23 protein-coding genes are annotated in these 23922 nt (G+C 70.4%); 6 read left to right on the top strand and 17 right to left on the bottom strand.

The genetic code is table 11. The features are described from left to right. Positions 1–61 precede the first annotated feature (61 nt). From ACSFBC_RS11400 to ACSFBC_RS11375, 6 genes are all read right to left on the bottom strand, one after another. Positions 62–433 carry a DUF3325 domain-containing protein gene (locus ACSFBC_RS11400; protein WP_435510435.1) on the bottom strand — a complete coding sequence of 124 codons (372 nt, stop codon included), beginning with the start codon at positions 431–433 and terminating at the stop codon, positions 62–64. Continuing rightward, on the bottom strand, positions 430–2157 hold the full coding sequence (locus ACSFBC_RS11395; RefSeq protein WP_435510434.1) for a PepSY-associated TM helix domain-containing protein: 1728 nt from the start codon (positions 2155–2157) through the stop codon (positions 430–432). Before ACSFBC_RS11395 ends, ACSFBC_RS11400 begins: the two co-directional genes overlap by 4 nt. Position 2158: 1 nt before the next feature. Next, positions 2159–2455 carry a hypothetical protein gene (locus ACSFBC_RS11390; RefSeq protein WP_435510433.1) on the bottom strand — a complete coding sequence of 99 codons (297 nt, stop codon included), beginning with the start codon at positions 2453–2455 and terminating at the stop codon, positions 2159–2161. A 201-nt stretch (positions 2456–2656) separates the two neighbouring features. After that, on the bottom strand, positions 2657–5107 hold the full coding sequence (gene fhuE, locus ACSFBC_RS11385) for a ferric-rhodotorulic acid/ferric-coprogen receptor FhuE (protein WP_435510432.1): 2451 nt from the start codon (positions 5105–5107) through the stop codon (positions 2657–2659). A 94-nt stretch (positions 5108–5201) separates the two neighbouring features. Further along, positions 5202–6161 (bottom strand): FecR domain-containing protein, encoded by a 960-nt coding sequence (locus ACSFBC_RS11380; RefSeq protein WP_435510431.1) that lies wholly within the window; start codon positions 6159–6161, stop codon positions 5202–5204. Further along, entirely contained in the window at positions 6158–6664 is a 507-nt protein-coding gene (locus ACSFBC_RS11375) for a sigma-70 family RNA polymerase sigma factor (protein ID WP_435510430.1), read from the bottom strand. The genes ACSFBC_RS11380 and ACSFBC_RS11375 overlap by 4 nt, the downstream gene beginning before the upstream one ends. Positions 6665–6777: 113 nt before the next feature. On the opposite strand from ACSFBC_RS11375, the gene ACSFBC_RS11370 reads away from it, so the two are divergent. The 3 genes from ACSFBC_RS11370 to ACSFBC_RS11360 all read left to right on the top strand — a co-directional run bounded on the left by ACSFBC_RS11370 (position 6778) and on the right by ACSFBC_RS11360 (position 10859). Further along, positions 6778–7278 carry a sigma-70 family RNA polymerase sigma factor gene (locus ACSFBC_RS11370; protein ID WP_435510429.1) on the top strand — a complete coding sequence of 167 codons (501 nt, stop codon included), beginning with the start codon at positions 6778–6780 and terminating at the stop codon, positions 7276–7278. Then, positions 7275–8243: a FecR domain-containing protein gene (locus ACSFBC_RS11365; protein WP_435510428.1), complete on the top strand. Its 969-nt coding sequence runs from the start codon at positions 7275–7277 to the stop codon at positions 8241–8243. The genes ACSFBC_RS11370 and ACSFBC_RS11365 overlap by 4 nt, the downstream gene beginning before the upstream one ends. A gap of 99 nt (positions 8244–8342) precedes the next feature. After that, positions 8343–10859, top strand: coding sequence for a TonB-dependent siderophore receptor (locus tag ACSFBC_RS11360; protein ID WP_435510427.1), 2517 nt, complete (start codon positions 8343–8345; stop codon positions 10857–10859). A gap of 39 nt (positions 10860–10898) precedes the next feature. Here ACSFBC_RS11360 and ACSFBC_RS11355 read toward each other — a convergent pair whose 3' ends face one another. The 3 genes from ACSFBC_RS11355 to ACSFBC_RS11345 all read right to left on the bottom strand — a co-directional run bounded on the left by ACSFBC_RS11355 (position 10899) and on the right by ACSFBC_RS11345 (position 15007). After that, a complete protein-coding gene (locus ACSFBC_RS11355) occupies positions 10899–13379 on the bottom strand; it encodes a TonB-dependent siderophore receptor (protein WP_435510426.1) in 2481 nt (826 codons plus the stop codon). Between the two features lie 126 nt (positions 13380–13505). Continuing rightward, on the bottom strand, positions 13506–14480 hold the full coding sequence (locus tag ACSFBC_RS11350; RefSeq protein WP_435510425.1) for a FecR domain-containing protein: 975 nt from the start codon (positions 14478–14480) through the stop codon (positions 13506–13508). After that, complete coding sequence (locus ACSFBC_RS11345; protein ID WP_435510424.1) at positions 14477–15007, bottom strand: sigma-70 family RNA polymerase sigma factor; 531 nt, start codon at positions 15005–15007, stop codon at positions 14477–14479. The genes ACSFBC_RS11350 and ACSFBC_RS11345 overlap by 4 nt, the downstream gene beginning before the upstream one ends. A gap of 281 nt (positions 15008–15288) precedes the next feature. On the opposite strand from ACSFBC_RS11345, the gene ACSFBC_RS11340 reads away from it, so the two are divergent. The 3 genes from ACSFBC_RS11340 (at position 15289) to ACSFBC_RS11330 (ending at position 17882) form a co-directional block, all read left to right on the top strand. Continuing rightward, on the top strand, positions 15289–15528 hold the full coding sequence (locus ACSFBC_RS11340; RefSeq protein WP_435510423.1) for a hypothetical protein: 240 nt from the start codon (positions 15289–15291) through the stop codon (positions 15526–15528). A 72-nt stretch (positions 15529–15600) separates the two neighbouring features. Further along, positions 15601–17463 (top strand): PhoX family protein, encoded by a 1863-nt coding sequence (locus ACSFBC_RS11335; RefSeq protein ID WP_435510422.1) that lies wholly within the window; start codon positions 15601–15603, stop codon positions 17461–17463. 29 nt (positions 17464–17492) lie between these two features. Next, the gene (locus ACSFBC_RS11330; protein ID WP_435510421.1) at positions 17493–17882 is read left to right on the top strand and encodes a DUF488 domain-containing protein; all 390 of its coding nucleotides are present in this window, start codon (positions 17493–17495) and stop codon (positions 17880–17882) included. 4 nt (positions 17883–17886) lie between these two features. On the opposite strand, the gene ACSFBC_RS11325 is transcribed toward ACSFBC_RS11330, so the two are convergent. The 8 genes from ACSFBC_RS11325 to ACSFBC_RS11290 form a co-directional block, all read right to left on the bottom strand. After that, positions 17887–18834, bottom strand: coding sequence for an isoaspartyl peptidase/L-asparaginase family protein (locus tag ACSFBC_RS11325; protein WP_435510420.1), 948 nt, complete (start codon positions 18832–18834; stop codon positions 17887–17889). A 7-nt stretch (positions 18835–18841) separates the two neighbouring features. After that, positions 18842–19108: a YkgJ family cysteine cluster protein gene (locus tag ACSFBC_RS11320; protein ID WP_435510419.1), complete on the bottom strand. Its 267-nt coding sequence runs from the start codon at positions 19106–19108 to the stop codon at positions 18842–18844. After that, complete coding sequence (locus ACSFBC_RS11315) at positions 19105–20124, bottom strand: XdhC family protein (protein WP_435510418.1); 1020 nt, start codon at positions 20122–20124, stop codon at positions 19105–19107. The genes ACSFBC_RS11320 and ACSFBC_RS11315 overlap by 4 nt, the downstream gene beginning before the upstream one ends. Before the next feature lie 7 nt (positions 20125–20131). Continuing rightward, positions 20132–20695, bottom strand: coding sequence for an SRPBCC family protein (locus ACSFBC_RS11310; protein ID WP_435510417.1), 564 nt, complete (start codon positions 20693–20695; stop codon positions 20132–20134). 33 nt (positions 20696–20728) lie between these two features. Then, positions 20729–21889 (bottom strand): vWA domain-containing protein, encoded by a 1161-nt coding sequence (locus ACSFBC_RS11305; RefSeq protein WP_435510646.1) that lies wholly within the window; start codon positions 21887–21889, stop codon positions 20729–20731. Between the two features lie 20 nt (positions 21890–21909). Beyond that, positions 21910–22077 (bottom strand): hypothetical protein, encoded by a 168-nt coding sequence (locus ACSFBC_RS11300; RefSeq protein ID WP_435510416.1) that lies wholly within the window; start codon positions 22075–22077, stop codon positions 21910–21912. Continuing rightward, positions 22074–22973 carry an AAA family ATPase gene (locus tag ACSFBC_RS11295; RefSeq protein WP_435510415.1) on the bottom strand — a complete coding sequence of 300 codons (900 nt, stop codon included), beginning with the start codon at positions 22971–22973 and terminating at the stop codon, positions 22074–22076. The genes ACSFBC_RS11300 and ACSFBC_RS11295 overlap by 4 nt, the downstream gene beginning before the upstream one ends. Positions 22974–23126: 153 nt before the next feature. Next, a complete protein-coding gene (locus ACSFBC_RS11290) occupies positions 23127–23918 on the bottom strand; it encodes an FAD binding domain-containing protein (protein WP_435510414.1) in 792 nt (263 codons plus the stop codon). Between the last annotated feature and the right edge of the window lie 4 nt (positions 23919–23922).

Genomic DNA, 23922 nt, shown 5'->3' with positions numbered 1-23922 from the left:
GGGTGGATGAACCTCGGAAGCATCGGATGAAGAAAGTTCGCGAGCGGCCATGGGAGGCCGCTCAGAAAAAAAGCACGGAAGACGATGCCAGCGACCCGCCCAGGCAGGCCACGCCGGCGACGGCCGACAAGGCCGCGGCCGTGGCCGCAGCGCGTGGCAGCCAAGGCAGCAGCAGCGCCACGCCCAGCGCACCGGCGCTCAGGAAACCCAGCCACACGACGGTGCCCACGCTGCCGCCCCACGCGAGCAGGCAAGGCGCCAGCGCGAACGCGATCAGCAGGCTGCCCAGGCCGCGCAACAGCCTGCGTTGCAGCGTCGGCGTCTCGCGCCCTCCCGTGAGCAGCGCATGGTGGCGGTCCATCGCGAAGCCCAGCGCCCCCATGCCGGCGAAAGCCAGCGCGAGCGCCAGCAGCGATGCGGTGGTGGTGCTCATGGCGCGGCCTCCGCGGTGTGGGTGGCGGTGGTCGTGGAATGCACGGCCTTCTTCGACGCGTGTGCCACACCGTGCCGCTCGCGCCGGCGCAGGTAGCGCAAGACACCGGCCGCGGCGAGGCCGAAGGCGACCGACACCGCCTCGACGCCAGCGCTCTCCCCATCGCCGCGCAGCCACTGGGCCAGCGGGTGGTCGCCGGTGGTGGCGAAGTTCAACACCGGCAACAGCAGGCACAGCGCGGCCAGCAGGCCCATCTGCTCGCGCCAAGCAGCGCCCGGCTTGCGCAGCAGCGCATGGACCAGCGCCAGCAGCCACAGGCCGAAGAACACGCCCAGCTCCCAGTCGGCACGCTGCGAGAGGCCCAGCGGCACCAGCCGATTGGCCCAGAGGTAGCCGATGCAGGCGATGCCCAGGCCCGCGATCGCGGCGACGTTGAGGCCCTCGATCAGGCGATAGACGCGTGCGGTGGCGGCGCCGAATTCGGTCCCGTGCTTGCCGCGGCGCTTGACCATGAACAGGATCGCGCCCGTGCCCATCATCGCGGTGCCGGCCAGGCCGCAGAGGAAGTAGAGCCACTTCACGGCCCAGCCGCCGAAGCTCGCCATGTGCAGGCCGCCCATCGCGGATTGCGCGAGCGCGGCCGTGCCGCCATCGGCCGCGCCGGGCAGACGGACTTGCAGCACCTCGCCGGTGGCGGCCGAGAAGGAGGCCATGCCGCTGGTCGGGCTCAGCCGGTGCAGCGCGTCGGCTTCGCCGTTCCAGCCGTAGACACCGATGCGCGCCGCGGCATCGCCCGGGTGGTCGATCACGACCGCGCGCACCGGCTGCCCCATGAGCGCCTGGCCGCGCGCGGCGAAGGACTCCAGTTCGGGCACCGGCATCGCGCGTCCGCTGCGCGCGGGCTTGCCGCCATTGAGGTCGGCCACGAACTGCTGCTGCGCGGCCTTGTCGCTGCCGTAGTGCACGAGCTTGGCCGCGGGCATGAAGGTCATGCCCGAGATCACGATGCCGGTGTAGGCGATCATGAGCTGGAAAGGCAGCGTGAGCACGGCGACCGCGTTGTGCGCGTCGAGCCAGCTGCGCTGCCCCTTCTTCGGCCGGAAGGTGAAGAAGTCCTTGAAGATGCGCTTGTGCGTGATCACGCCCGAGACCAGCGCCACCAGCATGGCCAGCGTCGCGATGCCCACGATCCACAGGCCGACCTGGCCTGCATGCAGCTCGTAGTGGAAGTCGACGAAATGGTGGCCGGCCATGGTGCCGCGCACCGGCGTGGCGGCCTTCTCGGCCAGCGCGGCGCCGGTCGCGGGGTTCAGCGCCGCGGCCACGTACAGGCCCTTGGCATCGAACCAGTACACCTTGAGTTCGCCCCCGCCCTGCGCATCGGAGGGCCAGAGCTCCCACATCTGCGCCCGGGGGTGGTGCTCGGCCATGTAGGCCATGCCCCAGGCGAGGCGCTGGGCGCGATCGCCCGTGGCGACCTTGGGCGCGGAAGCGGCGGCCTCTTCCTCGGCATGGTGCTCGGGCGTCATCCAGTGAGAGATCGGCTCGTCGAACACGGCCAGCGTGCCGGTCAGGAACACCGCGAACAGCATCCACGAAAACCACAGGCCGCACCAGGTGTGCAGCCAGGCCTGCGCCTGGCGGAAACCGCCCTCGCCGGCCCCGTTGCCTGCCGCCTTCTTGCGCAGCGCCTTGTGGGCCGCCTTCGTCTGGGAATTGCTCATCTCAGCCTCCCACGCGCGGCCACAGCCCGCCGAGCACCGCGAGCACCACGGCGGGCCCCAGCAGGCCAAGCCAGACGCGGGCCGGGCGCACCGGCGAGAAGGCCCAGATCACGGCGAGCGTGTGGACGACGAAACTGAACTGCATGCCCGCCAGCACCGCATCGGCACGCGCGGACGGCAGCACGGCTGCGAGGCACACGGCAGCCGCCGCGGCCAGCGCGTAGCCGCCGAAGACGGCCGCCGCGAGGCGGGACAGGACGAGGAGGCCCGGAGGGGCGAGGACGGAGGAAGAAGGCATCGGGGTGGTGGTGTGGTGGGGCGCATGAAAAGCGCCTCTCCTGATACATGACCAACGAGATCGAAAAAGGGGTCATCCGGGAAGGCCTGCCCCCCAAAAAACCACAGATTTCCGCCCTTCGTACGTCCAGCGCGATGCCAAGGCCTCCGGCATCGACCCGCACAGGCCAATCGCCTCGACGCGGCCGGCCCTGGGCGTCCGTCAGAACTTGTAGTTGAGCGTTGCCATCACGTTGCGCGGCGTGCCGGACTGGCCCTGCCCATCGATGTTGACGTCGTACTTCTTGTCCGTCAGGTTGTTCAGGTTGACCTGCAGCGAGAGCTGCGGCGTGAACGCATAGCGCGCCATCAGGTTCAGCAGGCCGAAGGACTTCTGGCGGAACACCACGTCGGCGCTGGCGGTGGAGAACTCGGCCGAGGTCTCGGACTGCCAGTTGAAGCCGCCGCCCACGGTGAGGCGGCTCCACGCGCCCTGCAGCCGGTAGCTGCTGAAGAGCTGGACCTGCGTGCGCGGCGCCCAGGCGTTGACGGCGGTGCCCTCGGCATCCTCGGCGACGGTGCGCGAGACGCCGGCCGAGAGCTTCCAGTCGGGTGTGATCTCGCCCGAGACCTGCGCCTCGAAACCGCGGCTCGTCACGCCCTTGGCACCGAAGTAGGCGAAGTCGGTGGTGCCGGGCACGACCTGGTTGCCGTCGAGCTGCGCGACGTTGTCCTGGCGGATGCGGAAGACCGAGAACGATGTGTTGAGGCGCCCGCCCAGGTGTGTGCCCTTCAGGCCCAGCTCGAAGCTCTTGCCGGTCACCGGGTCGAGGTAGGCGCCGGTGGTGTCGCGGTAGTTCTGCGGCTGGAAGATGTCGGTGTAGCTCGCGTAGGCCGAGTAGGTGCCGTTGATCTCGTAGACCAGGCCGGCATAGGGCGTGAACACATCGTGCTTGCGCGTCACGCTCAGGCCCTGCACTTCCCAGCTGCTCTGGCGGCCGCCGAGGATCAGCTTGAGCGGGTCGGCCAGCGACAGGCGCAACGCGCCGTAGAGACCGTCCTGGCGCGTGCGGTCCAGCGAGCTGATGGCCAGCGGGCCCCAGGTCGGCTCCGCGAAGGAACCGTCCCACTGGCGGAAGTCGCCGGTGCTGGCCAGCGTGCCGGTACGCGCATGGCCGGCCTTGACCTCGCGCGCCCGGCTGCTGGTGAGCCCGACCACCGCCTCGTGCGCGCGGCCCAGCAGCGTGAAGGGGCCGGTGGCCTGCAGGTCGGCGCTGTTCTGCTGAAAGCTGTACTCGGAGTAGTTGGGCAGCGCACGCATGCCCAGGCCCGTCGCGGAATCGGGCTGGCCGAAGAGGTACAGCAGCTTGGCGTCGTAGTCGCTCTCGCGGTGCGACAGGTTGGCCTTGAGCGACCAGCCGCCGTCGAAGCGGTGCGCGAGGTTGGCGAAAACGCTGCGGTTGGTGCTGCTCCAGTGCGTCCAGTTCGCGGCCGTGGTCTTGGAGGTCGGCCAGTCGGCCACCGAGCCATCGCTGAACACCAGCGGCAGGCCGCCCCAGGTGGAACCCGTGGGTCGGTTCGACTGGTAGTCGGCGCCCACGCTGAGCGTGGTGGCGGGCGTCAGGTCGGCATCGATCACGCCGTAGAACGCGTTCTTGCGTGCGTGGTAGAGGTCGACGTGCGAGTCGCGCTCCTCGGTCATGGCGGCGAAGCGGCCGCGCACCCGGCCGTCTTCGGTGATCGGCGTCGACAGGTCGACCGTTGCCCGGTGCTGGTTCCACGAGCCGATGCCCAGCGACGCGTTGCCGGCGAAGACCTTGCTGTCGGCCCGCTTGCGCACCAGGTTGATCGAGGCCGAGGGGTTGCCCGCGCCGGTCAGCAGACCGGTCGCGCCGCGCACCACCTCCACCCGATCGTAGATCGTGGTGTCGCTGCCCGACTCGCCGTAGAACGAGAGACCGAGCGAGGTCGGCACGCCGTCGTACTGGATGTTGTCGATGTAGAAGCCGCGCGAATAGAAGTCCGAGCGGTCGCTGTCGGAGCTGACCACGTGGATGCCGGTGACGCTGCGCAGCGCCTCGTTGAGCGAGACCAGGTTCTGGTCCTCGATCTGCTGGCGCGTGAGCACGCTGACCGACTGCGGCGTGTCGCGCAGCGCCAGCGACAGGCCGGTGGCCGCGGCGGTCGCGCGCGTGGTGTACGAGCCCGTGCCCTCGGTGGTGCCGCTGCGGTCGGCATCGGCACTGACCGTGACCGTGGGCAGCGACTCGCCCGCGGCAGCCGACGACACCACCGCGGCGCGCCGTCGCAGCACGTAGCTGCCGTCGTCGCGCGCCACCGCCTCGAGGCCGCTGCCGGCCAGCAGCGCGGCCATGGCCTCGCGGCCCGCATAGCGGCCCGAGAGCGCGGGCCCGTTCCGGCCATCGGTCAGGGCCGGGTCGAAGGACAGCGCCACACCCGCCTCGGCCGCGAAGGCCGACAGCGTGCGGCCCAGCGGGCCGGCCGGAATGTCGTAGGCGCGCGGCGCGACCGACTCGAGCGCCACCGGGCCGGCGGCGAAGGCCGAGGCCGTGCCGCCGAGCGCGAGCACCAGCAGCGCGCGATGCAGGGCGACGGGGAAAGCAGCAGCGCGGAAGCGCGCGCGCGGCGCGGCACGGGAGAGACGGGCAGGCATGGAAGCGGACCTTTGGCAAGCAGATCAAGAAAGGGGTTCACCCTCCTTGCCAGCCGAGATCGCAAAAAGTATCAGTCGCGCTGCAAAAAAAGATTCAAGGCGCCACCAGCGTGACCCAGTGCCCGCGCAGGCGCGAGACCGCCTCCACCGGATAGGTCGAGACCAGCATGCGCAGCACGCGGTCGGTGTCGTCGATGGGGAACGCGCCCGACACGCGCAGTTCGGCCACGGCCGCACCGCAGGCCAAAAGGCCGGGCCGGTAGCGCGCCACCTCGGCGGCGAAGTCGGCCAGCCGCATGCGATCGGCCACGAGCATGCCGCGCGTCCAGGCGCTGGCGTCGGGGTCGCGGGCGCGCGTGGCGTCGATGGTGTCGCGGCTGAACGCGGTCTGCCCGCCCGCCTCGACCACCACCGGCCTCGCCCCACCCCGCTCGGGCGTGATGCGCACCGCGCCCTCGAGCACCGCGAGCCGCGTGCGGCCCTCGTCCTGCCGCACGGTGAAGCGCGTGCCCAGCGCCTGCAGCAGACCCTCGCGCGTGACCACGCGAAAAGGCCGGTGCACGGCGGCGTTGTCGGGTGCGGTGGCGACCGAGATCTCGCCGGCGCGCAGCACCAGCAGGCGCTGCCCGGCATCGAAGCGCACATCGAGCGCGCTTGCGGTGTTGAGCGTCACGCGCGTGCCGTCGGCCAGCATGAGTTCTCGGCGCTCGCCGGTGGCGGTGCGGTGCGCGGCGGTCCAGCCCTGCGCGTCCGCCACCTGCCAGGCGAGCCAGCCCGCGGGCACGGACGCGAGCAGCGCGGCCAGCTTGCCGAGCGCGGCACGTCGGCCGGCCTGCGCGGGCCGGCCCAGTGCCGGCATCGCCAGCGCCGAAGGCAGTCCGCCCAACTTGTTCATCAGCAGCTCGGCACGGGCCCAGGCCTGCGCATGCGCGGGATCGGCCCGCTGCCAGCGCTCGCAGGCCAGGCGGTCCGCGGGCGTCGCGCGGCTGTCGTGCAGGCGCATCAGCCAGTCGGCGGCTTCGTCGAGCACGCGTGGATCGACCGTCGACTTCATTCCATCAACGCCAGGCAGCCACGGAAGCCCTGCTGCATGTAGCGCTTGACCGTGACCAGCGACACGCCGAGCTCGCGCGCGATGTCCTCGTACTTCATGCCGTCGATCTGCGACAGCAGGAAAGCGCGCCGCGCCTGCGGCTTGAGCGCGTCGAGCATCGCGTCGATCTCGTGCAGCGTCTCGAGGATGATCAGCCGGTGCTCGGCCGATGGCGCCTGGGCTTCGGGGAGCAGCGCCAGCGCCTCCAGATAGGCGCGCTCCAGCGCCTGCCGCTGGTACCAGTTGACGAGGATGTTCTGCGCGATGCGCGTCAGGTAGGCCCGCGGCTGGACGATGCGCTCGGGCTGGCGCGCCGCGAGCAGGCGCATGAAGGTGTCCTGCGCCAGGTCGGCCGCGTCGCAGGGGTTGCCCAGCTTGCGACCGAGCCAGCCCTGCAGCCAGCGATGGTGGTCGCTGTAGAGGGTGTCGATCTGGCGATGGTGGACAGAGGGGGCGGCGGACATGGCGGCACTCGGGCGAAGAAGCGGAAGGACCCCGCGCAGCGCGCCAGGACACCGATCATTATAAAATGAGATTAATTCTCAATTGCATTGACGTCCTCTCACTCCTGTTCTTCATGCCTTCCGCCGACCTCCACTCCGTGCAGGCGCTCTACACCGCGCACCATGGCTGGCTCAGCACCTGGCTGCGCCGGCGCCTGGGCTGCGCGCACAGCGCGGCCGATCTCGCGCAAGACACCTTCGTTCGCGTGCTGCTGCGACCGCAGGCGCTGCCCGCGCTGCGCGAACCGCGCGCCTACCTGACCACGCTGGCCAAGGGCGTGGTCAGCGAACACTGGCGGCGGCAGGCGCTGGAGCGTGCCTACCTCGAGGCGCTCGCGCTGATGCCCGAGGCGCTGGCGCTGTCGCCGGAAGAACGGCTGCAGCTGCTGCAGACGCTGGACGAGATCGACGCCATGCTCGACGGCCTGGGGCCCAAGGCGCGCGAGGCCTTCGTGCTGTCGCAGCTCGAAGGCTTGACCTATGCGCAGATCGCAGAGCGCCTGGCCGTCAGCGAACGCACGGTGAAGCGCTACATGGCACAGGGCTTCGAGCGTTGCCTGGCGGTCGTGGAATGAGCGCCTTGCCACCGCCCGCCCCCGACGCCGCGGTGCTGCGCGAGGCCGCCCGATGGCTGGTGCGGCTGCACTCGGGCCGTGCCGGCGAAGCCGATCACGCCGCCTGCGCGGCCTGGCGCAAGGCGGACCCGGCGCACGAACACGCCTGGCAGCGCGCCGAACGGCTGTCGCAGAAATTCGGCGCCGTGCCCGCCACGGTCGGGGTGCCGGTGCTGGCGCGCCAGGCCCGCGACAACCGCCGCGCCGCGTTGCGCACGCTGGCCCTGCTGGCCACCGCCGCGCCGGCCGCCTGGCTGGGCTGGCGGCTCGCGCCCTGGGACGCCTGGACTTCCGACCACCGCACCGCCACAGGCGAACGGCGCGAAGTGCGGCTGGCCGACGGCAGCCGCGTGCTGCTCGACACCGGCAGCGCGATCGACGTCCGCATCGACGGCACCCGACGCACGGTGCACCTGCGCGCGGGCGCGATCCAGCTCACGACCGCCGCCGACGCACGCCCCTTCATCGTCGAGACGACGCAAGGCCGGCTGCGCGCACTGGGCACGCGCTTCACCGTGCGGCAGGACGGCGAAGAAGCGCGGTCCGACATCCGGTTGGCCGTGACCGAAGGTGCGGTCGAGGTCACCTTGCGCGACGCCTCGTCGCCCGCGCTGGTGGTGCCGGCCGGCCAGCAGACGCTGTTGCGTGGCCAGGGCGCCTCGGCCTTGGCGGCGGTGTCGCCCGAAAGCCAGGCCTGGACGCAGGGCGTGCTCTACGCCGAGCGCATGCGGCTGGCCGACTTCTGCGCCGAGCTGTCGCGCTACCGGCCCGGCCTGCTCCACTGCAGCCCCGAGGTGGCCGAGTTGCGCATCTCCGGCGCCTTTCAGCTGCGCGACACCGACTACGTGTTGTCGATGGTGGCGAGCACGCTGCCGGTGCAGGTGGTCACGCGCACACGCTGGTGGGTGACGGTGCTGCCGAGCTGATCTCGCAGTTTTTTTCGCGCAACCCTGTCCCTTTTTCGTGCGTCGTCGGGCAAGCCATGGAGCCGTGCTGTGAGCACGGCAAGAACAGGACCAACGACCATGGCATTGCATCCCTCCCGCACCGCGCCCCTGCGGCTCGATTCCCGCCGCCTGCCCACGTCGCCGAGCGCCGTGACCCAGGGCGTGCGCACGCTGTGCCTGGCGTTTGCGCTCGCCGCCACGGGCGGTGCGGTGGCGCAGGCGAACCCGCCGGCCGCCGCCAGCGCCAGCGACGACATCCCCGCCGGCGCCCTGGGTCCCGCGCTCTCGCGCTTCGCCGCCCAGGCCGGCGTCACGCTGTCCTTCGACCCCTCGCTGACCGAAGGCCGCCAGACCGCGGGGCTGCGCGGCAGCCATGCGGTGGGCGATGGTTTCGCCCGCCTGCTCGCCGGCACGGGGCTCGACGCGGTGCCGCGCGCGGGAGGTGGCTACACGCTGCGTCAGTCGGTGCCCGGCGCAGGTGCGAGCACGCCCGCGCAGGCCGGCACGAACACGCTCGCCGAAGTGCGCGTCACGGCGCAGGCCGAACGCAGCGCGACCACCGAAGGCACCGGCTCGTACGCGAGCCGCATCGTGACGGTCGGCAAGGGCGAGCAGACGTTGAAGGAAATCCCGCAGTCCATCACGGTGGTCACGCGCCAGAAGATGGACGACCAGAACCTGCACACCATCGACGACGTGCTGGCCCAGACCACCGGCATCACGATGTACGACAGCCCGATGGGCGGCCGCTACGTCTTCTCGCGCGGCTTCCGCGTGGACGCCTACCAGTACGACGGCGTGAACCGCGCCTTCTACTATCCGCAGGCCAACAGCTTCACGAGCAACGCCGCCACCCTCGACCGGGTCGAGGTGGTGCGTGGCGCCACCGGCCTGCTGCAGGGCGCCGGCGCGCCGAGCGCCACCATCAACATGGTGCGCAAGCGCCCGACGGCGGACAAGCAACTGCAGCTGTCGGCCAGCGCGGGTTCGTGGAACAACCTGCGCACCGAGGTCGATGCCAGCGGCCCGCTGAACGAGGCCGGTACGCTGCGCGGCCGCGTGGTGGCGAGCGCCAACGACCGCGACTATTTCTACGACACGGCAAAGAGCCGCACCGGCGTGCTGTACGGCGTGCTAGAGGCCGACATCGGGCCGCAGACCGTGCTCACCATCGGTGCCAGCCACGAGAAGCTGAATTCCACGCCCTTCTTCCAGGGCCTGCCGCGCTACGCCACCGGCGCCGACCTGCACCTGCGCCGCTCGACCTATCTGGCGGCCGACTGGAATAGATGGCAGAACGAACAGACGTCGGTCTTCGCCGAGCTCGCGCATCGCTTCGACGCCGACTGGTCGCTCAAGCTCACCGCGGGCTACGTGCGCGAGCAGCAGGACATCAAGTACGCCTTCGCGCTCGGAGCCGTGAACCCAAGCACCCTGGCCGGCAACGTGATGTACGGCGGCCTGTTCGATTTCGAGACCGACAACAAGACGCTGGACCTCGCGGTCGATGGCAAGTTCGATGCCTTCGGCCGGCGGCATTCGGTGAGCTTCGGTGCCAGCACCGGTCGCATGTTCAACCACAGCGACTTCTCGCTGATCCAGCTGCCGGGCGTGCGCAACAACGTCTTCGACCCGGTCTCGGCCATCGCCGAACCGAGCAACGCCACCTTCGTGGCCAACCGGTACCGCGGCGGCGACACCGAGGCGCGCCTGACGCAATCGGGCGCCTACGGCGTCGCACGCCTGAGCCTCAGCGACCCGCTGACGCTGGTCGCCGGCGCCCGCATCACGCGCTTCCAGCGCGACAACACCGACCGCCTGACCGGTGCCGCGACCAGCGCACCCTTCAGCGAAAGCGGCGTGCTGACGCCCTACGGCGGCTTGGTCTATGCCTTCAACCCGCAGTGGTCGGCCTACGTGAGCTATGCCGACATCTTCCAGCCGCAGAACGCGATCACGGCCGCGGGCGAGCTGCTGCCGCCCATCAAGGGCCGCAACTACGAAGCGGGCCTGAAGGGCGAGCTGGCCGACGGCAAGGTCAACGCCTCGCTCGCGTTGTTCCGCATCGACCAGAGCAACCGCGCACAGGAAGACCTGGTGAATGTCTGCACCGTGAGCACCTATTGCTCGGTGTCCATCGGCAAGGTGCGCAGCCAGGGGCTCGATGCGGAGATCAGCGGCGAGCTGGCGCGCGGCTGGCAGGTGTTCGCGGGCTACACCTTCAACCACTTCAAGTACCTGAACAACACCGCCGATGCCGGCCTGGACTTCGCCAGCACCTACTCGCCCAAGCACATGCTGCGCGTGTGGACCGACTACCGCCTGCCCGGCACGCTCAACGCCTGGACCCTGGGCGGCGGCGTGAACTTCCAGACCGCCAGCACGCGCACCACCGGCGCCATCACGCTGGAGCAGGCCTCGTACGCGGTCTGGGGCGCGCGCATCGGCTACCAGATCAACCGCCACTGGTCGGCCTCGCTCAATGTGGCCAACCTGTTCGACAAGACCTACTACCAGACCATCGGCGCGCCGGCCTGGGGCAACTTCTACGGCGAGCCGCGCAGCGCCACAGTGACCCTGCGCGGCAAGTTCTAGGGACCGAATCGACGCCCGGTGACGGGCGTCGACAGCTCCTTAAAGCTTCGGCGTGTACTTCACCGTGAACATCACGTTGCGCGGGTCGCCGTACTCGTTGGCACCGTTCTTCTCGGCATAACCGGGCGTCCAGTAGCGCTTGTCGAACACGTTGTTCAGGTTGACCGCGAAGCTGAGCTCCGGCGTCGCCTGGTAGGCCAGGCGCAGACCCCACACGTCGAAGCCCGGCACCTTGAACGTGCGGTCGTAGCCCAGCGTGTGGCTCTGCAGGGTCACGCCGCCGCCGATACTGAGCCGGTTCCACTCGCCGGGCAGGCGGTAGTCGGTCCACACGCGCAGCATGTGCCGGGGCGTCCACTGGCTGAACACCTTGCCCTGGTTGGTGGGGTCGCGCAGGAACTCGGTCGTGTTGTAGGTGTAGCCGGCGATCGCCTGCAGGCCCGGCAGCACTTCGCCGCTCAGCTCGGCCTCGAGGCCCTGGCTGCGCACCTTGCCCGACGGCGTCGCGCAGTACCAACCGTCGCACGCGTAGCCCGATGCCTCGTCGTTCACCGCCCGGTTCTTGTGGTCGTAGCGGAAGACCGCGAACGAGGTGTTCACGCGGCCGTCCATGAGCTCGCCCTTCAGGCCCAGCTCGTAGTTGGTGCCGGTGATCGGGTCCAGCACCTGGCCCCCGACGGTGCGTTCGGACTGCGACTCGAACACGCTGGTCACGCTGCCGTAGGCCGACCATTGCGGGTTCAGCGCGTAGACCAGGCCGACATAGGGCGTGACCTCGCCGTGCGTCGTATTGGGCGAGGGCCGGGCGGCGGTGTAGAGGTAGTCGTACCAGCTCACGCGCGCGCCCACGATGGCGGTCAGCGGATCGCTCAGCTTCATGCGCCAGGTGCCGTAGATGCCCTTCTGTTCCACGTCGTAGGTGGAGTCGCTGCGCACGCCGCCCTGCGCCATGATCAGCGCGAGGCTCTGCAGGGGCCGGTCGTGGTCGATGGCGAAGATGTTGCCGCCGGGCTGGAAAGTGCGCGCGGTCAGGTCGGTGGAGGTGTACTTCGAATAGTCGGCACCGAAAGTGACCTCGTTCTCCAGGCCCAACGCACGGAAGCGGCCGTTGACGTGCGCATCGACGCCCGTCTTGACCGAATCGAAGTCGGTGACCCAGTTGGCGAAGGTCAGCCCGCTGCCGTCGGCTGCGACGTTGCCGTGCATGCGCTGGTGCAGCGCGGTGTTCTTCTCGCTCATGCGCAGGGCCGCGACCTTGAGCGTCCAATCCGGATCGAAGCGATGCGACAGGTCGGCAAACAGCGTGGTCTGCTCGATCTCCGACCGGTTCCACCACGCGCCGACATAGGTCGAGCGCGGCAGGCCGATGTCGCTGCCGTCGGGATAGCGCGGCAGGCCGCGAATCATCGGGCGCCCCTTGTGGTCCGAGCGGCTCAGGCCCAGGCCGACGGTGGTGTCGGGGCTGATGTCGTAGTCCAGCGCGGCATACAAGGAATGCGTGCGGCCGTTCACGTAGTCGATGAAGGAATGGCCGCGCGCCTCGTCCAGCACCACGCGCCCGCGCAGCGAGCCTTCGGCATTGAGCGGCCCGCCCGCATCGAGCTGCACGCCGTAGCGGTCCCATGAACCGGCCTTGGTCGTGAGTGTGACCGTCCTGTCCGCCAGCCCTCGCTTGCGCACCAGGTTGACCGCGCCGCCGGGGCTGCCCGCGCCCTGCAGCAGGCCCGAGGCACCGCGCAGCACTTCCATGCGGTCGAAAAACACCATGCCTTCGGTGCCCCAGTTGCCCAGCGCGTAGTTGTTGCGCGAGATCGGCACGCCGTCGTACTGCCAGGCATCGATCTGGAAACCGCGCGCCGACAGCACCATGCCCGGGCCGATGCCCTTGGCACCGACCAGTCCGGTCACGAGGTTGGCGGCGTCGCGCAGGTCGGTGATGCCCTGGTCGTCGAGCTGCTGGCGCGTCATCACGCTGACCGATTGCGGGATGTCCTTGAGCGCCTGCGTGCCCTTGCCGATGGTGGTGGCGCGTGCCGCGTACGAACGCGATCCTTCGGTGGTCGCCGAGCGCTCCGCCTGCGCCGTCACGGTGACCGAGGCCAGCGTGCTGCCGCTCGCCTCGGTGTCGCCGGCCACGGCCCGGCGCAGCGCGAAGGCGCCGCCCGCACCGCCGGTCACTTCGAGGCCCGAACCGGCCAGCAGCCGCGCGAAGCCTTCGCGCACGCTGAAGCCGCCGTCGAGACCGCGCGTGCTCCTGCCCTGCACCAGCGCGGGCGGCACGGTGATGCTCACGCCGGCCGCGGCCGCGAAGCCGCCCAACGCTTCATCGAGCGGGCCGGCCGCGATGCGATAGACCTTGAGTGTCTCGGGTGCGGCGGCCATGGTGGATGCGGCGGACTGCGCCGAGGCGCCGGCCGATGCGAAGCCCATGGCCAGCACGGCTGCATGGACGGCGAGCGAAAGCACGCGGCGCGAAGGGGTGTGAAGAACGAAAGCGGAAGCAGGTCGGCGGCGGGCCATGATTTCTCTCTCCGGAAGGGTGTGAAGTTGTTGTTCCTCAAGGCTTCACACGCGAGAGAGGGAAAAGGGCCACGGTCCGTCGAAAAAATCTCCGGTGCGCGGCGACGCATCCCGCCACGACCGGCTTCAGGTGCCCGGCGCGACCACCGTCACCCAGTAGCGCGTGCGATACAGCACGTCCACCGGCAGCGCCTGCGGCAGGCTGTCGAGCACCGGCCCGGTGTCGCGCAGCTGGAACACGCCGGAGATGCGCAGCTCGGCCACCGCGGGATCGCAGCGCAGCACGCCGGGGCGGTAGCGACCCAGTTCGACCACGAAGTCCTGCAGCCGCATGTCGCGGGCGCGCAGGATGCCGCGCGACCAGTCGTCGACCTGCGGGCCGGCCGCAGTGACCGCCTCCACAGCGGCTGACGAGAAGCCCGCCTGCTCGCCCGCATGCACCACCACGGGCCGATCCGCGGCACGGTCCGGCCGCACCTCGACCGCGCCTTCGAGCACCGCGACATGGCTGCGCCCGTCGTCGAACTGCCGCACCACGAAACGCGTGCCGAGCGCACGCAGCCGACCCTGCGTGGTCTCGACCACCAGCGGTCGGTAGCCGGGATGATCGGGCGGCACCGCATCCGGCGCGGTCTCGACCAGGATCTCCCCAGCACGCAGCCGCAGCAGGCGCACGCGTTCGTCGTAGGCCACGTCGAGCGCGCTCGCGGTGTTGAGTTGCAGGCGCGTCCCGTCGGGCAGCCGCAGTTCGCGCCGTTCGCCCGTCGCGGTGCGGTGCACGGCCAGCCATTCGCGTGCGGGCACGGTGCGCCAGGCCAGCCAGCCCATGGGCACGGCCGCGACCAGCAGCGCCAGCGCCTTCACGGCCGCACGCCGGTCGACGCGCACCGAGCGGCCGAGCACCGGGGCGGCGAGCGGGCGTGGCAGCAGGTCGAACTTGAGACTCACGCGTTCGGCACGTTGCCAGGCGATGTCGTGCATGGGGTCGGCGGCGCGCCATTGCGACCAGCGCTGGCGATCCGCAGCCGTCGCCTCGCCGGAGTTCATCAGAAAGAACCATTGCGCGGCCTGCAGGGCCACGTCCTCGTGGATGGCGCTCATTCGTTCGTCAGCAGGATGCAGCGTGCCATCGCCTCGGCCATGTAGCGCTTGACAGTGCGTTCGCTCACCGAGAGCTCGACTGCGATCTCCGCGTAGCCCAGCCCGTCGAGCTGCGCCAGCAGGAAGGCCGTGCGCACCGGGGGCGCCAGGCCGTCGAGCATGGCGTCGATCTCCTGCAGCGTCTCGAGGAGGATGGCCTGCTGCTCGGGCGACGGCGCCATCGGCTCGGGCATTGCGCCCAGCGCCTCGAGGTAGGCCTGCTCGAGCGAGCGGCGCCGGTACAGGTTGGCCATCAGCCGCTTGGCAATGACCGTCAGGTAGGCCCGCGGTTCGCGCAGTTGCCAGTCGCCCTGCTTCTCGGGCGTGTCGTCGGGGGCAGAGAGCAGGCGCACGAAAGTGTCCTGTGCCAGGTCGGCCGCGTCGAAGGCGTTGCCCAGCTTCTTGCGCAGCCAGCCCTGCAGCCAGCCGTGGTGTGCGCTGTAGAGCATGCGGATGTGCGAATGCAGAACAGGTTCGGCGGCGGACATGGCGGCAGGGCACGACGGCACGGGCCGCCCTTAAACAAGAATGGTTCTCATTCTAGACCGACTGCCGCCGGCGCGGGAGACGACGCCCTCACTTCACGCGACTCTCATGTCGGCCTCCTCACAGGCAGGAAGGGCCACCACTTGGCGCGAAACCTGGCGCCCGGCTGTCGTTGTCAAACCCCTCGCCCGCGCCGTCCTGCGTACCCGATGCGTGTTGCCCCACAGGGGCCGCCAGCGCGGCGCGGCAGAGTCATGGTTTTCATGCTCCAGGAGCGACACCCATGCCCACCCTACTGAGATTGCTGACCAACGGAACGGCCCAGGACATCCAGCTCGATGCCGCAAGCGCGGTGCCCCGCCTGGGCGAGATCATCGAAACCGGCCTCGACGACGCCACGGTCCAGCGCATGGAAGTGACCGAGGTGCGCTACGTGCTTTCCAATGGCACGCTGAATGCGGTGATCGAGTGCCGCCTGCCCACGGTGGGCCTGGCCAACCAGGGCCCCGAAACGACGCGCTGAGCCCCCGCCGCGGGCGCGGCATCATTGGGGGATGCAAGCCTGCCCTCCCCCCCTTCCGTGCACGGCGAGACGATGAGCCTCGACCGCCGCGTCTTCCTGCAATCCGGCGCCGCTGCGCTGGTGGCCCTGCTGGGCCCGTCCGCCGTTGGCGCGCCGCGCACGCCCTCACCTCCGATGCTGGGCTTCGGCCCGGTGCCCATCACGCTGCACGACGGCATCACCTTGCCGGCCGAGTACGCCGCCGAAATTCTCTACCCCTGGGGCACGCCGACCGGCATCGCCGGCGCCATGCCGGCCTTCGCGCCCGACGGCAGCAACAGCGCGGCCGAGCAGGCGCTGCAGGCCGGCATGCACCACGACGGCATGCATTTCTTTCCGCTCGGATCGGACGGCCGGCGCGGGCTTCTGGTGATGAACCACGAGTACACCGACGAGCGCTGGCTGCACACCGACGGCGTGGGCCACTGGACCGCCGAGAAGGTGCGCAAGTCGCTGCATGCGATGGGCGTCTCGGTGATCGAAATCCAGCGCACCACCGAAGGCTGGCGTCAGGTGCTGCCCTCGCGCTACGCCCGCCGCATCCACGGCGCGACGCCGATGCGCATCGCCGGCCCGGCCGCCGGCACGCCCTGGCTGCGCACCGCCGCCGACCCCGCGGGCACGCGTGCGCTGGGCACCTTCGCCAACTGCGCGATGGGTGTCACGCCCTGGGGCACCTACCTCACCTGTGAAGAAAACTTCCACGGCTACTTCGGCGGCCCCAAACAGGCCGCGGCCGAGGCCACGCCAGCCCAGAGACGCTACGGCACCGTGGCCGGCACGCAATGGGTGGAATACTGGCGCTTCGACGAGCGCTTCGACCTGTCGAAGCATCCCAACGAACCGCACCGCTTCGGCTGGGTGGTCGAGATCGACCCCTTCGACCCCAAGTCCACGCCGGTCAAGCGCACCGCGCTCGGCCGCAAGCGCCAGGAGAGCGCGACCTGCAGATTGACCCGCGACGGCCGCGTGGCGGTCTACATGGGCGACGACGCAGCCTTCGAGTACATCTACAAGTTCGTGAGCCGCGACACCGTGCGTCCGGGCCAGGACGCGGCGGCACGCGCGGCCAACCGTACGCTGCTCGACACCGGCACGCTCTACGTCGCGCGCTACGACGCCGACGGCCGCGGCCGCTGGCTCGAACTCACGCACGGCCGCGACGGCATCGACGCCGCCAGCGGCTTCGCGGACCCCGCGCAGGTGCTGCTCCATGCGCGACTCGCGGCCGACGTGGTCGGCGGCACGAAGATGGACCGGCCCGAATGGATCGCGGTGCATCCGCAGACCGGCGAGGTCTACGTCACGCTCACCCACAACATCCTGCGCGGCGAGCCGGGCCAGCCCGCGGCCGATGCGGCCAATCCGCGCGAGCGCAACGTCTCGGGCGGCATCCTGCGCTGGCGCGAGGACGACGGCGATGCCGCGGGCCTGGGCTTCGCCTGGGACCACTTCGTGCTGGCCGGCGACCCTGCGCAACCCGGCGCGGGCGCACGCTATCCGCAGGCCGACGACGACGCCTTCGGTTCGCCCGACGGCCTGCACTTCGACCGCGGCGGCTTGCTCTGGGTGCAGACCGACATGGGCGGCACCGAGCGCCGGGGCAGCGCCACGCAGGCGCCGATGGGCAACAACCAGCTGCTGTGCGCCGACCCGGCGAGCGGACGCATCCGCCGCTTCCTGGTCGGCCCGAACGGTTGCGAGATCACCGGCTGCGTGCTCACGCCCGACCGGCGCACGCTGTTCGTCAACGTGCAGCATCCGGGCGAACGCGTCGACGCAGCCACGGGCGCATTGCAGCCTGCGTGGCCCGATGGCGCGACGCCGGTCAGCACCCGGCCGCGCTCGGCCACGGTGGTGGTGCAGCGGCGCGACGGGGGCATCGTCGGCAGCTGATCGCGATCATTCGGAAAGAGGAGACCGCCATGCCCGTTCACATCGTCCGCCTCGGCAGTCCGCGCAGCCCCGGCGAAGGCCTGCGCATCGGCACCGTGCGGCGCCCGCCGCGTGGCGTGCCCAAGACCGAATTCGCCAGCCAGGACTGGTACGACGTCTGGTACCCGAACCTCGCGCCCTCGGCCGAGACCATGAAGTTGGGCCAGCTGGCCGAGACATCTGCACAGTGGGCGCTTTTCACTCGCCACTACCAGCGCGAGATGGCCGAGCCCGACGCGAGCCGCAGCCTCGACCTGCTGGCCGCGCTGTCGCACCACGCATCGATCGCGGTCGGCTGCTACTGCGAGGACGAAGCGCGTTGCCACCGCTCGCTGCTGCGCGGCCTGCTGGCGGCGCGCGGGGCCGACATCGCGGAATGAGCGCTCAGCGGTGGATCGCGCTCCGCGGCGCCTCGGCGCCGCGTGCATGGGCGCGGTACATGCCTTCGGTGTTGAAGGGCATGCACAGCCGGCCCGTGGCATCGAGCGCGATCAGGCCGCCGCTGCCGCCCAGACCGGTCAGGCTCTGCCGCACCACCGTCTCGGCGGCTTCGGTCAAGGTCGCGCCCGCGTAGCGCATGCGCGCGCTGACGTCGTAGGCCGCCGCGATGCGGATGAAGGCCTCGCCGGTGCCGGTGCACGACACCGCGGCGCCGCGGTCGTCGGCGTAGGTGCCGGCACCGATCAGCGGCGAATCACCGATGCGGCCCACGCGCTTGTTGGTCATGCCACCGGTCGAGGTGGCGGCCGCCAGGTGGCCGTGCACATCGAGCGCCACTGCACCGACGGTGCCCAGCTTGCGGTCTTCATTCAGCGGCGCACCGTCGTGGTCCAGCACCACGCGTTGAGCAGAGCGGGCGCGCTCCAGTTGGTCGCGCCGGAAGGCGGTCGAGAAGTACGACGGGTCGACCGCCGCAATGCCCCGTGCGATGGCGAAGGCCTCGGCGCCCGCGCCGGCCATCAGCACATGCTGGCCGTCGTCGAGCACCGCGCGTGCCGCGCGCACCGGGTTGCGCAGCCGGCTCACGCCCGCCACCGCACCCGCCGCAAGGTCGGCACCGCTCATCACGGCGGCATCGAGTTCGTGCGTGGCGTCGGCGGTGAACACCGCGCCATGGCCCGCATTGAAGAGCGGACAGTCTTCCAGCAGGGCCACCGCCAGGCACACCGCATCGAGCGCACTCGCGCCCTCGTTCAGCAGAGCCTGCGCGGCCCGCACGATGCCTTGCAACGCGTCGTGATAACGAGCGGCCGCGGCCGTGTCGAGTGCAGACGCCTGCACGGTGCCGGCGCCGCCATGGATGGCGATCACGGGAACGGTAGGAATGCGCATGGGGTGTTCATCCAGGCGCGGTGGCCAGCTCCAGCTCGGTGAGCCAGATCATCGCCCGGCCGCGCGAGTCGCTGCACATTTCGCGCGATGGCTGCAGGCCGCCGCAACACGCGGGCCGCTGCGGCTGGCCGAAGATCGCGCAGCGCTGGTCGGCCATGAGCTGCACGCAGCGCACGCCGGCGGGCTTGCCGTCGGGCATGCCGGGGATCGCGCTGCTGATCGAGGGGGCGGTGCAGCAGGCACCGCAGTCGGCCCGGCACGCCAGCGCGCTCAACCGGCTTCTTCCTGCAGCGCCTTGGCGTTGGCCACCTCGGTCTCGCGCGGGAGCGTGACCGCGTTCTTCACCGCGAGGATCTCCGCCATCACGCTGACCGCGATCTCGGGCGGCGTCTTGCTGCCGATGTAGATGCCGATCGGGCCGCGCAGGCGCGCCAGCGAGGCGGCCGTCTGGCCGAAGTGTTCGACCATGCGTTCGCGCCGCGCCTCGGCATTGCGCCGCGAGCCGATGGCGCCGACATAGAAGGCCTCGCTGGCCAGCGCCTCGAGCAGCGCCAGGTCGTCGAGCTTCGGATCGTGCGTGAGCGCCACCACGCAGCTGCGGCGGTCGGGCCGGAAGGCCGCCACCGCGTCGTCGGGCATTTCGGTGGTGATCGCCACGCCGGGCACCGACCAGGCGCTGCGGTACTCCACGCGCGGGTCGCACAGCGTGACCGCGAAGCCGCTGAACTGGGCCATGGTCGACAGGTACTCGGCCAGCTGGCCCGCGCCGATCAGCAGCATGCGGTACTCGGGGCCGAAGGTGTTGGTGAGGGCCTGCGCGTCGACGTGCAAGGCGTCGGGCGCGCCCGATTCGGCCAGCCGCACGCCGCCGTCGGCCAGCGACACGGTGCGCTGCATCAGCTGGCCGCGTTCGAGCGCGGCCACCAGCGTGTCGAGCGATGCGGCGTCGGGGTCGTATTCGAGCAGCAGCTCCAGCGTGCCGCCGCAGGGCAGGCCGAAGCGGTGCGCCTCGTCGGCCGTGATGCCGTACTTGACCAGCGCCGGCGCACCGGCAGGCGGCATCGGCTCGGCCGCGCCGTGCAGCCGGCTGTAGCGCGCGATCAGGTCGTCTTCGATGCAGCCGCCCGAGACCGAACCGACCACCGCACCGTCCTCGGCCAGGGCCATGATCGATCCCACCGGGCGCGGCGACGAGCCCCAGGTGCGCACCACGGTCGTGAGCAGCGCGCGCCGGCCGGCGCGGCGCCAGTCGCGCAGCGTGCGCAGCACCATCACGTCGAGGTTTTCCATCGCCGGTTCAGCTCGCGTCCGCGTCCTTCTTGCCGCCCAGGCCGATCTTCTGCATGAAGCCGGCCACCGCGCCCTTCTTCTCCTCGACCGCCGCGTCCGCCTCGGCCGGTGGGGGGCCGTAGCGGCGCTGCATTTCGGCGTCGAAGCGCTTGAAGAAATCGTCGGCGGTGGACTTGGCGGCGCCGTCGATCAGGCGCTGGCCGAGCTGGGCGATCTTGCCGCCGACCTGGGCCTGCACCGTGTAGTCGAGTTCGCAGGCGCCGGCGTCGTCGGCCACCGGCTTGAGCGTGACGCTCGAGGCGCCCTTGGCGAAGCCGGCCACGCCGCCCTGCCCTTCGAAGCTGAGCTTGTAGCCGTCGGGCGGCGCAATGTCGGTGAGCGTGACCTTGCCGGAGAACTTGGCCGACACCGGACCGACCTTGACCGCGGCGGTGACGCTGTACTGGTCGTCGCCGGTCAGCTCGAACTTGTCGCAGCCGGGGATGCATTTCTTCAGCGTTTCGGGGTCGTTGAGCGCTTCCCACGCCTGTTGCTGCGTGACGCCGAGGCGTCGGTTGCCGAGCATTTCCATGGTGTTCTTCCTTGTGTCGTGGGCGATGCGCTGCTATCGGCCCGCGCGCATCAGCGTCGCCAGGCTCGTGGCCAACTGGCCGAGCGCGTTGAGATTGTGGACCGCCAGCATCGCGTCCGCATGGCGGTGCAGGATGGCCGCACCGCGCGCAAGGGGGGCATAGCCCTCGAAGCGCAGCAGGGGGTTGAGCCACAGCACGCGCCGGGCGTGCCGCTTGAGCCAGAGCAGTTCGTCTTCCAGCACCGTCGGCTCGCCGGTGTCGAGCCCGTCGCTGATGACCAGCACCATCGTGCGGCGGCCGGTGAGCCGCCGTGCATGCGTGCGCCGGAGTTCGTGCAGCGAATCGCCCAGGCGCGTACCGCCCGCGAAATCGTCGATGGCGGCGCTGGCTGCGGCCAGCATCGCGTCGGCATCGGCGATGGCGAAGGCCGGGGTCAGGTCGGTCAGGCGCGTGCCGAAGGCGAACACGTCGCGCCGCCCCGCCCGGCGCGTGGCCGCGTGCAGAAAAGCCAGCAGCAGCCGCGCGTAGCGTTCCATCGAGCCCGACACGTCGATCAGCACCAAGAGCGGCAAGGGCTGCGCGCGGCGCGCGAGCCGCGGCAGGCGCAGCATCTCTCCGCCCGTGCGGGCCGCCTCGCGCAGCACGCCGGGCCAGTGCATGCGCGCATGCGCGCCGCCGCCGGCCACCACACGCAGGCGGCGCGACGGCAGCGTGGGCACGGGCAGCGCGATGTCGCGCGCCAGCCGCTCGACCAACCGGTACTCGGCCGCGCCCAGCGCGTTGAAGTCGGCATGCTGAAGGCGCTGCAGGTCGCTGGCCGTCATGGCCGCGTCGAAGTCGACCTCGCGATCGCTCTGCGCGGGCAGATCGGCGTCGCGCGGCGCGGCCAGGGCCTCGCGCACCCGAGGCCGGCGCTTGGACGGCTCCATCTTGCCCTCGGCGCTGGGCAGCATCTGCGCGAGCATCTTGTTGGCGAGCTCGGGGTCGCGAAACCAGGCGTCGAACAGTTCGCGGAACACGCCACGGTCCTGTTCACGGCTGACCATCACGGCCTCCATCGCGGCGCAGAGGTCCTCGCGCGCATCGACGCCGACCCACACCGCGGCCTCGGTGGCGAGTGCGATGCGCGACGCGTCGGTGGGCACGCCGGCGCGGCGCAGCGCGCGGCCGAAGCCGGCGATGTTGCCGGCCATCTTGCCGCGGCGTGCGTCTCCTAGCTGTTCCACGGCGCGGTATCGAATTCGGACTTGGCCGGACGCAGAGGACGCGAAGGTTTCGCGAAGGACGCGAAAAATCCCAATGAAAAGAAGACCCGAAATTCTTTTGGTTTCTTTTGGCTTTCTTTCGCGAAACCTTCGCGTCGTCTGCGTCCGGTCTTCATGCCCCCGCCTCCTCGGGCCTCAGCAGCTCGGCCGCCAGCGCCTGCGTCACTGCGGCCACGTCGTCGCGCTGCTTGAACAGGATGCCCGCGGTGTCGACCACCACTTCGGGGTCGAGCACCAGCGCATCGAGCGCGACCAGCGCGCGCGCCCACTCCACGCTCTCGGCGATGCCGGGTGCGCGCTGGAAGGCGTTGGCGAAAGGCATGCTGCGCACGCGTCCGATGAAGTCCGCCACCTGGCGCGACAGCGCCTCGCCGGCCTCGGGCACCTGCGCGCGCACGATCGCGAGTTCGCGCTCGCGCTCGGGGTAGTCGAGCCAGTGGTAGAGGCAGCGGCGCTTGACCGCGTCGTTGAGTTCGCGCGTGCGGTTGCTGGTGAGGATGGTGACCGGCGGCACCACGGCCGCCACGGTGCCGAGCTCCGGAATGCTCACCTGGTACTCGCCCAGGTACTCGAGCAGGAAGGCCTCGAAGGGCTCGTCGGCACGGTCCACCTCGTCGATCAGCAGCACCGCGCCGGGGGCCGGCGTCTGCAGCGCCTGCAGCAGGGGGCGGCGGATCAGGTAGCGGGGCTGGTAGACCTCGGATTCGATGTCACTCGAAGCGCCGTGGGCTTCGGCCGCGCGCATGTGCAGCAGCTGCGCTGCGTAGTTCCATTCGTAGAGCGCCTCGCGCTGCTCCAGGCCGTCGTAGCACTGCAGGCGCAGCAGCTCGCGTTGCAGGGCGATGGACAGCGCCTTGGCCAGTTCGGTCTTGCCCACGCCGGGCTCGCCTTCGAGCAGCAGCGGGCGCTGCAGCTTGAGCGCGAGGAACACGGCGGTGGCGAGCCGGCGGTCGGCGAAGTAGCCCGCGCCCTGGAGCGCGAGAGTGACGGCATCGATGCTGGGGAAGGTCATGAGTGAGGGTAGCGGATGAGGGAACGGACTTCCGGACGCGGATCTCGCAAAGGTTCCGCAGAGAACGCAGAAGTGACAACTCAAACTGGATGTTTTTTGCGTCTTCTGCGAAATCTCTGCGTCCTCTGCGTCCGGCAGTCCGTCTTCGAGTCCTCAGCCCAGCGCCTTCCCCACCGCCCGCTGCGTCAGCACCGTGATCAGGTTCGCCCGGTACGCCGCCGATGCATGCAGGTCGCTGTTGAGGTCGCTCGCATCGATCTTCACCGCCGCGACCGCCTCGGGCGTGAAGCTCTTGTTGAGCGCATCTTCCAGACCGGCATGGCGGAACACGCCGTTGCCCGCACCCGTGATGGCCACGCGCACACCCGCGTCGTACTGCGCGAGGAACACGCCGACCAGCGGGAAATGCGAGGCCTTCTGGCGCAGCTTCTCGTAGTACGCGCGCTTCGGGATCGGGAAGCGGATCGCGGTGATCAGTTCGCCCTCGGCCAGCGCGGTGGTGAACAGGCCCTGGAAGAAGTCGTCGGCCGCGATCTCGCGCTGGTCGGTGACGATGGTCGCGCCCGAGCCCAGCACGGCGCTCGGGTAGCAAGCCGCCGGGTCGTTGTTGGCGACCGAGCCGCCGAGCGTGCCCATGGCGCGCACCTGGCGGTCGCCGATGCGGGAGGCCAGGTCGGCCAGCGCCGGGTAGGCAGCCTTGATCTCGGCATGGTTCGCCACGTCGAGGTGGCGCGCCATCGCGCCGATCACGAAGGCGTCGCCTTCTTTCTTGATGGTCGCGAGTTCGGCGATGCCGCCGAGGTCGACCAGCTGTTCGGGCGCCGAGAGCCGCAGCTTCATCGAGGCCAGCAGGGTCTGGCCGCCGGCCAGCGGCTTGCCGCCGGCAGTGGCGAGCTTCGCGGCATCGGCCACGCTGGCCGGACGTTCGAGGGTGAAGGGATACATGGAT

Origin of the sequence: Variovorax frigidus (assembly GCF_051216515.1) — a bacterium.
Taxonomy (GTDB): domain Bacteria; phylum Pseudomonadota; class Gammaproteobacteria; order Burkholderiales; family Burkholderiaceae_C; genus Variovorax.
This window is presented reverse-complemented; position numbering and strand designations above follow the sequence as displayed.

What these genes read in the sequence shown, in the direction of transcription:
- ACSFBC_RS11400 (WP_435510435.1), bottom strand. Translation starts at nt 433, where the DNA reads ATGAGCACCACCACCGCATCGCTGCTGGCGCTCGCGCTGGCTTTCGCC.
- ACSFBC_RS11395 (WP_435510434.1), bottom strand. Translation starts at nt 2,157, where the DNA reads ATGAGCAATTCCCAGACGAAGGCGGCCCACAAGGCGCTGCGCAAGAAG.
- ACSFBC_RS11390 (WP_435510433.1), bottom strand. Translation starts at nt 2,455, where the DNA reads ATGCCTTCTTCCTCCGTCCTCGCCCCTCCGGGCCTCCTCGTCCTGTCC.
- fhuE (WP_435510432.1), bottom strand. Translation starts at nt 5,107, where the DNA reads ATGCCTGCCCGTCTCTCCCGTGCCGCGCCGCGCGCGCGCTTCCGCGCT.
- ACSFBC_RS11380 (WP_435510431.1), bottom strand. Translation starts at nt 6,161, where the DNA reads ATGAAGTCGACGGTCGATCCACGCGTGCTCGACGAAGCCGCCGACTGG.
- ACSFBC_RS11375 (WP_435510430.1), bottom strand. Translation starts at nt 6,664, where the DNA reads ATGTCCGCCGCCCCCTCTGTCCACCATCGCCAGATCGACACCCTCTAC.
- ACSFBC_RS11370 (WP_435510429.1), top strand. Translation starts at nt 6,778, where the DNA reads ATGCCTTCCGCCGACCTCCACTCCGTGCAGGCGCTCTACACCGCGCAC.
- ACSFBC_RS11365 (WP_435510428.1), top strand. Translation starts at nt 7,275, where the DNA reads ATGAGCGCCTTGCCACCGCCCGCCCCCGACGCCGCGGTGCTGCGCGAG.
- ACSFBC_RS11360 (WP_435510427.1), top strand. Translation starts at nt 8,343, where the DNA reads ATGGCATTGCATCCCTCCCGCACCGCGCCCCTGCGGCTCGATTCCCGC.
- ACSFBC_RS11355 (WP_435510426.1), bottom strand. Translation starts at nt 13,379, where the DNA reads ATGGCCCGCCGCCGACCTGCTTCCGCTTTCGTTCTTCACACCCCTTCG.
- ACSFBC_RS11350 (WP_435510425.1), bottom strand. Translation starts at nt 14,480, where the DNA reads ATGAGCGCCATCCACGAGGACGTGGCCCTGCAGGCCGCGCAATGGTTC.
- ACSFBC_RS11345 (WP_435510424.1), bottom strand. Translation starts at nt 15,007, where the DNA reads ATGTCCGCCGCCGAACCTGTTCTGCATTCGCACATCCGCATGCTCTAC.
- ACSFBC_RS11340 (WP_435510423.1), top strand. Translation starts at nt 15,289, where the DNA reads ATGCCCACCCTACTGAGATTGCTGACCAACGGAACGGCCCAGGACATC.
- ACSFBC_RS11335 (WP_435510422.1), top strand. Translation starts at nt 15,601, where the DNA reads ATGAGCCTCGACCGCCGCGTCTTCCTGCAATCCGGCGCCGCTGCGCTG.
- ACSFBC_RS11330 (WP_435510421.1), top strand. Translation starts at nt 17,493, where the DNA reads ATGCCCGTTCACATCGTCCGCCTCGGCAGTCCGCGCAGCCCCGGCGAA.
- ACSFBC_RS11325 (WP_435510420.1), bottom strand. Translation starts at nt 18,834, where the DNA reads ATGCGCATTCCTACCGTTCCCGTGATCGCCATCCATGGCGGCGCCGGC.
- ACSFBC_RS11315 (WP_435510418.1), bottom strand. Translation starts at nt 20,124, where the DNA reads ATGGAAAACCTCGACGTGATGGTGCTGCGCACGCTGCGCGACTGGCGC.
- ACSFBC_RS11310 (WP_435510417.1), bottom strand. Translation starts at nt 20,695, where the DNA reads ATGGAAATGCTCGGCAACCGACGCCTCGGCGTCACGCAGCAACAGGCG.
- ACSFBC_RS11305 (WP_435510646.1), bottom strand. Translation starts at nt 21,889, where the DNA reads ATGGCCGGCAACATCGCCGGCTTCGGCCGCGCGCTGCGCCGCGCCGGC.
- ACSFBC_RS11300 (WP_435510416.1), bottom strand. Translation starts at nt 22,077, where the DNA reads ATGAAGACCGGACGCAGACGACGCGAAGGTTTCGCGAAAGAAAGCCAA.
- ACSFBC_RS11295 (WP_435510415.1), bottom strand. Translation starts at nt 22,973, where the DNA reads ATGACCTTCCCCAGCATCGATGCCGTCACTCTCGCGCTCCAGGGCGCG.
- ACSFBC_RS11290 (WP_435510414.1), bottom strand. Translation starts at nt 23,918, where the DNA reads ATGTATCCCTTCACCCTCGAACGTCCGGCCAGCGTGGCCGATGCCGCG.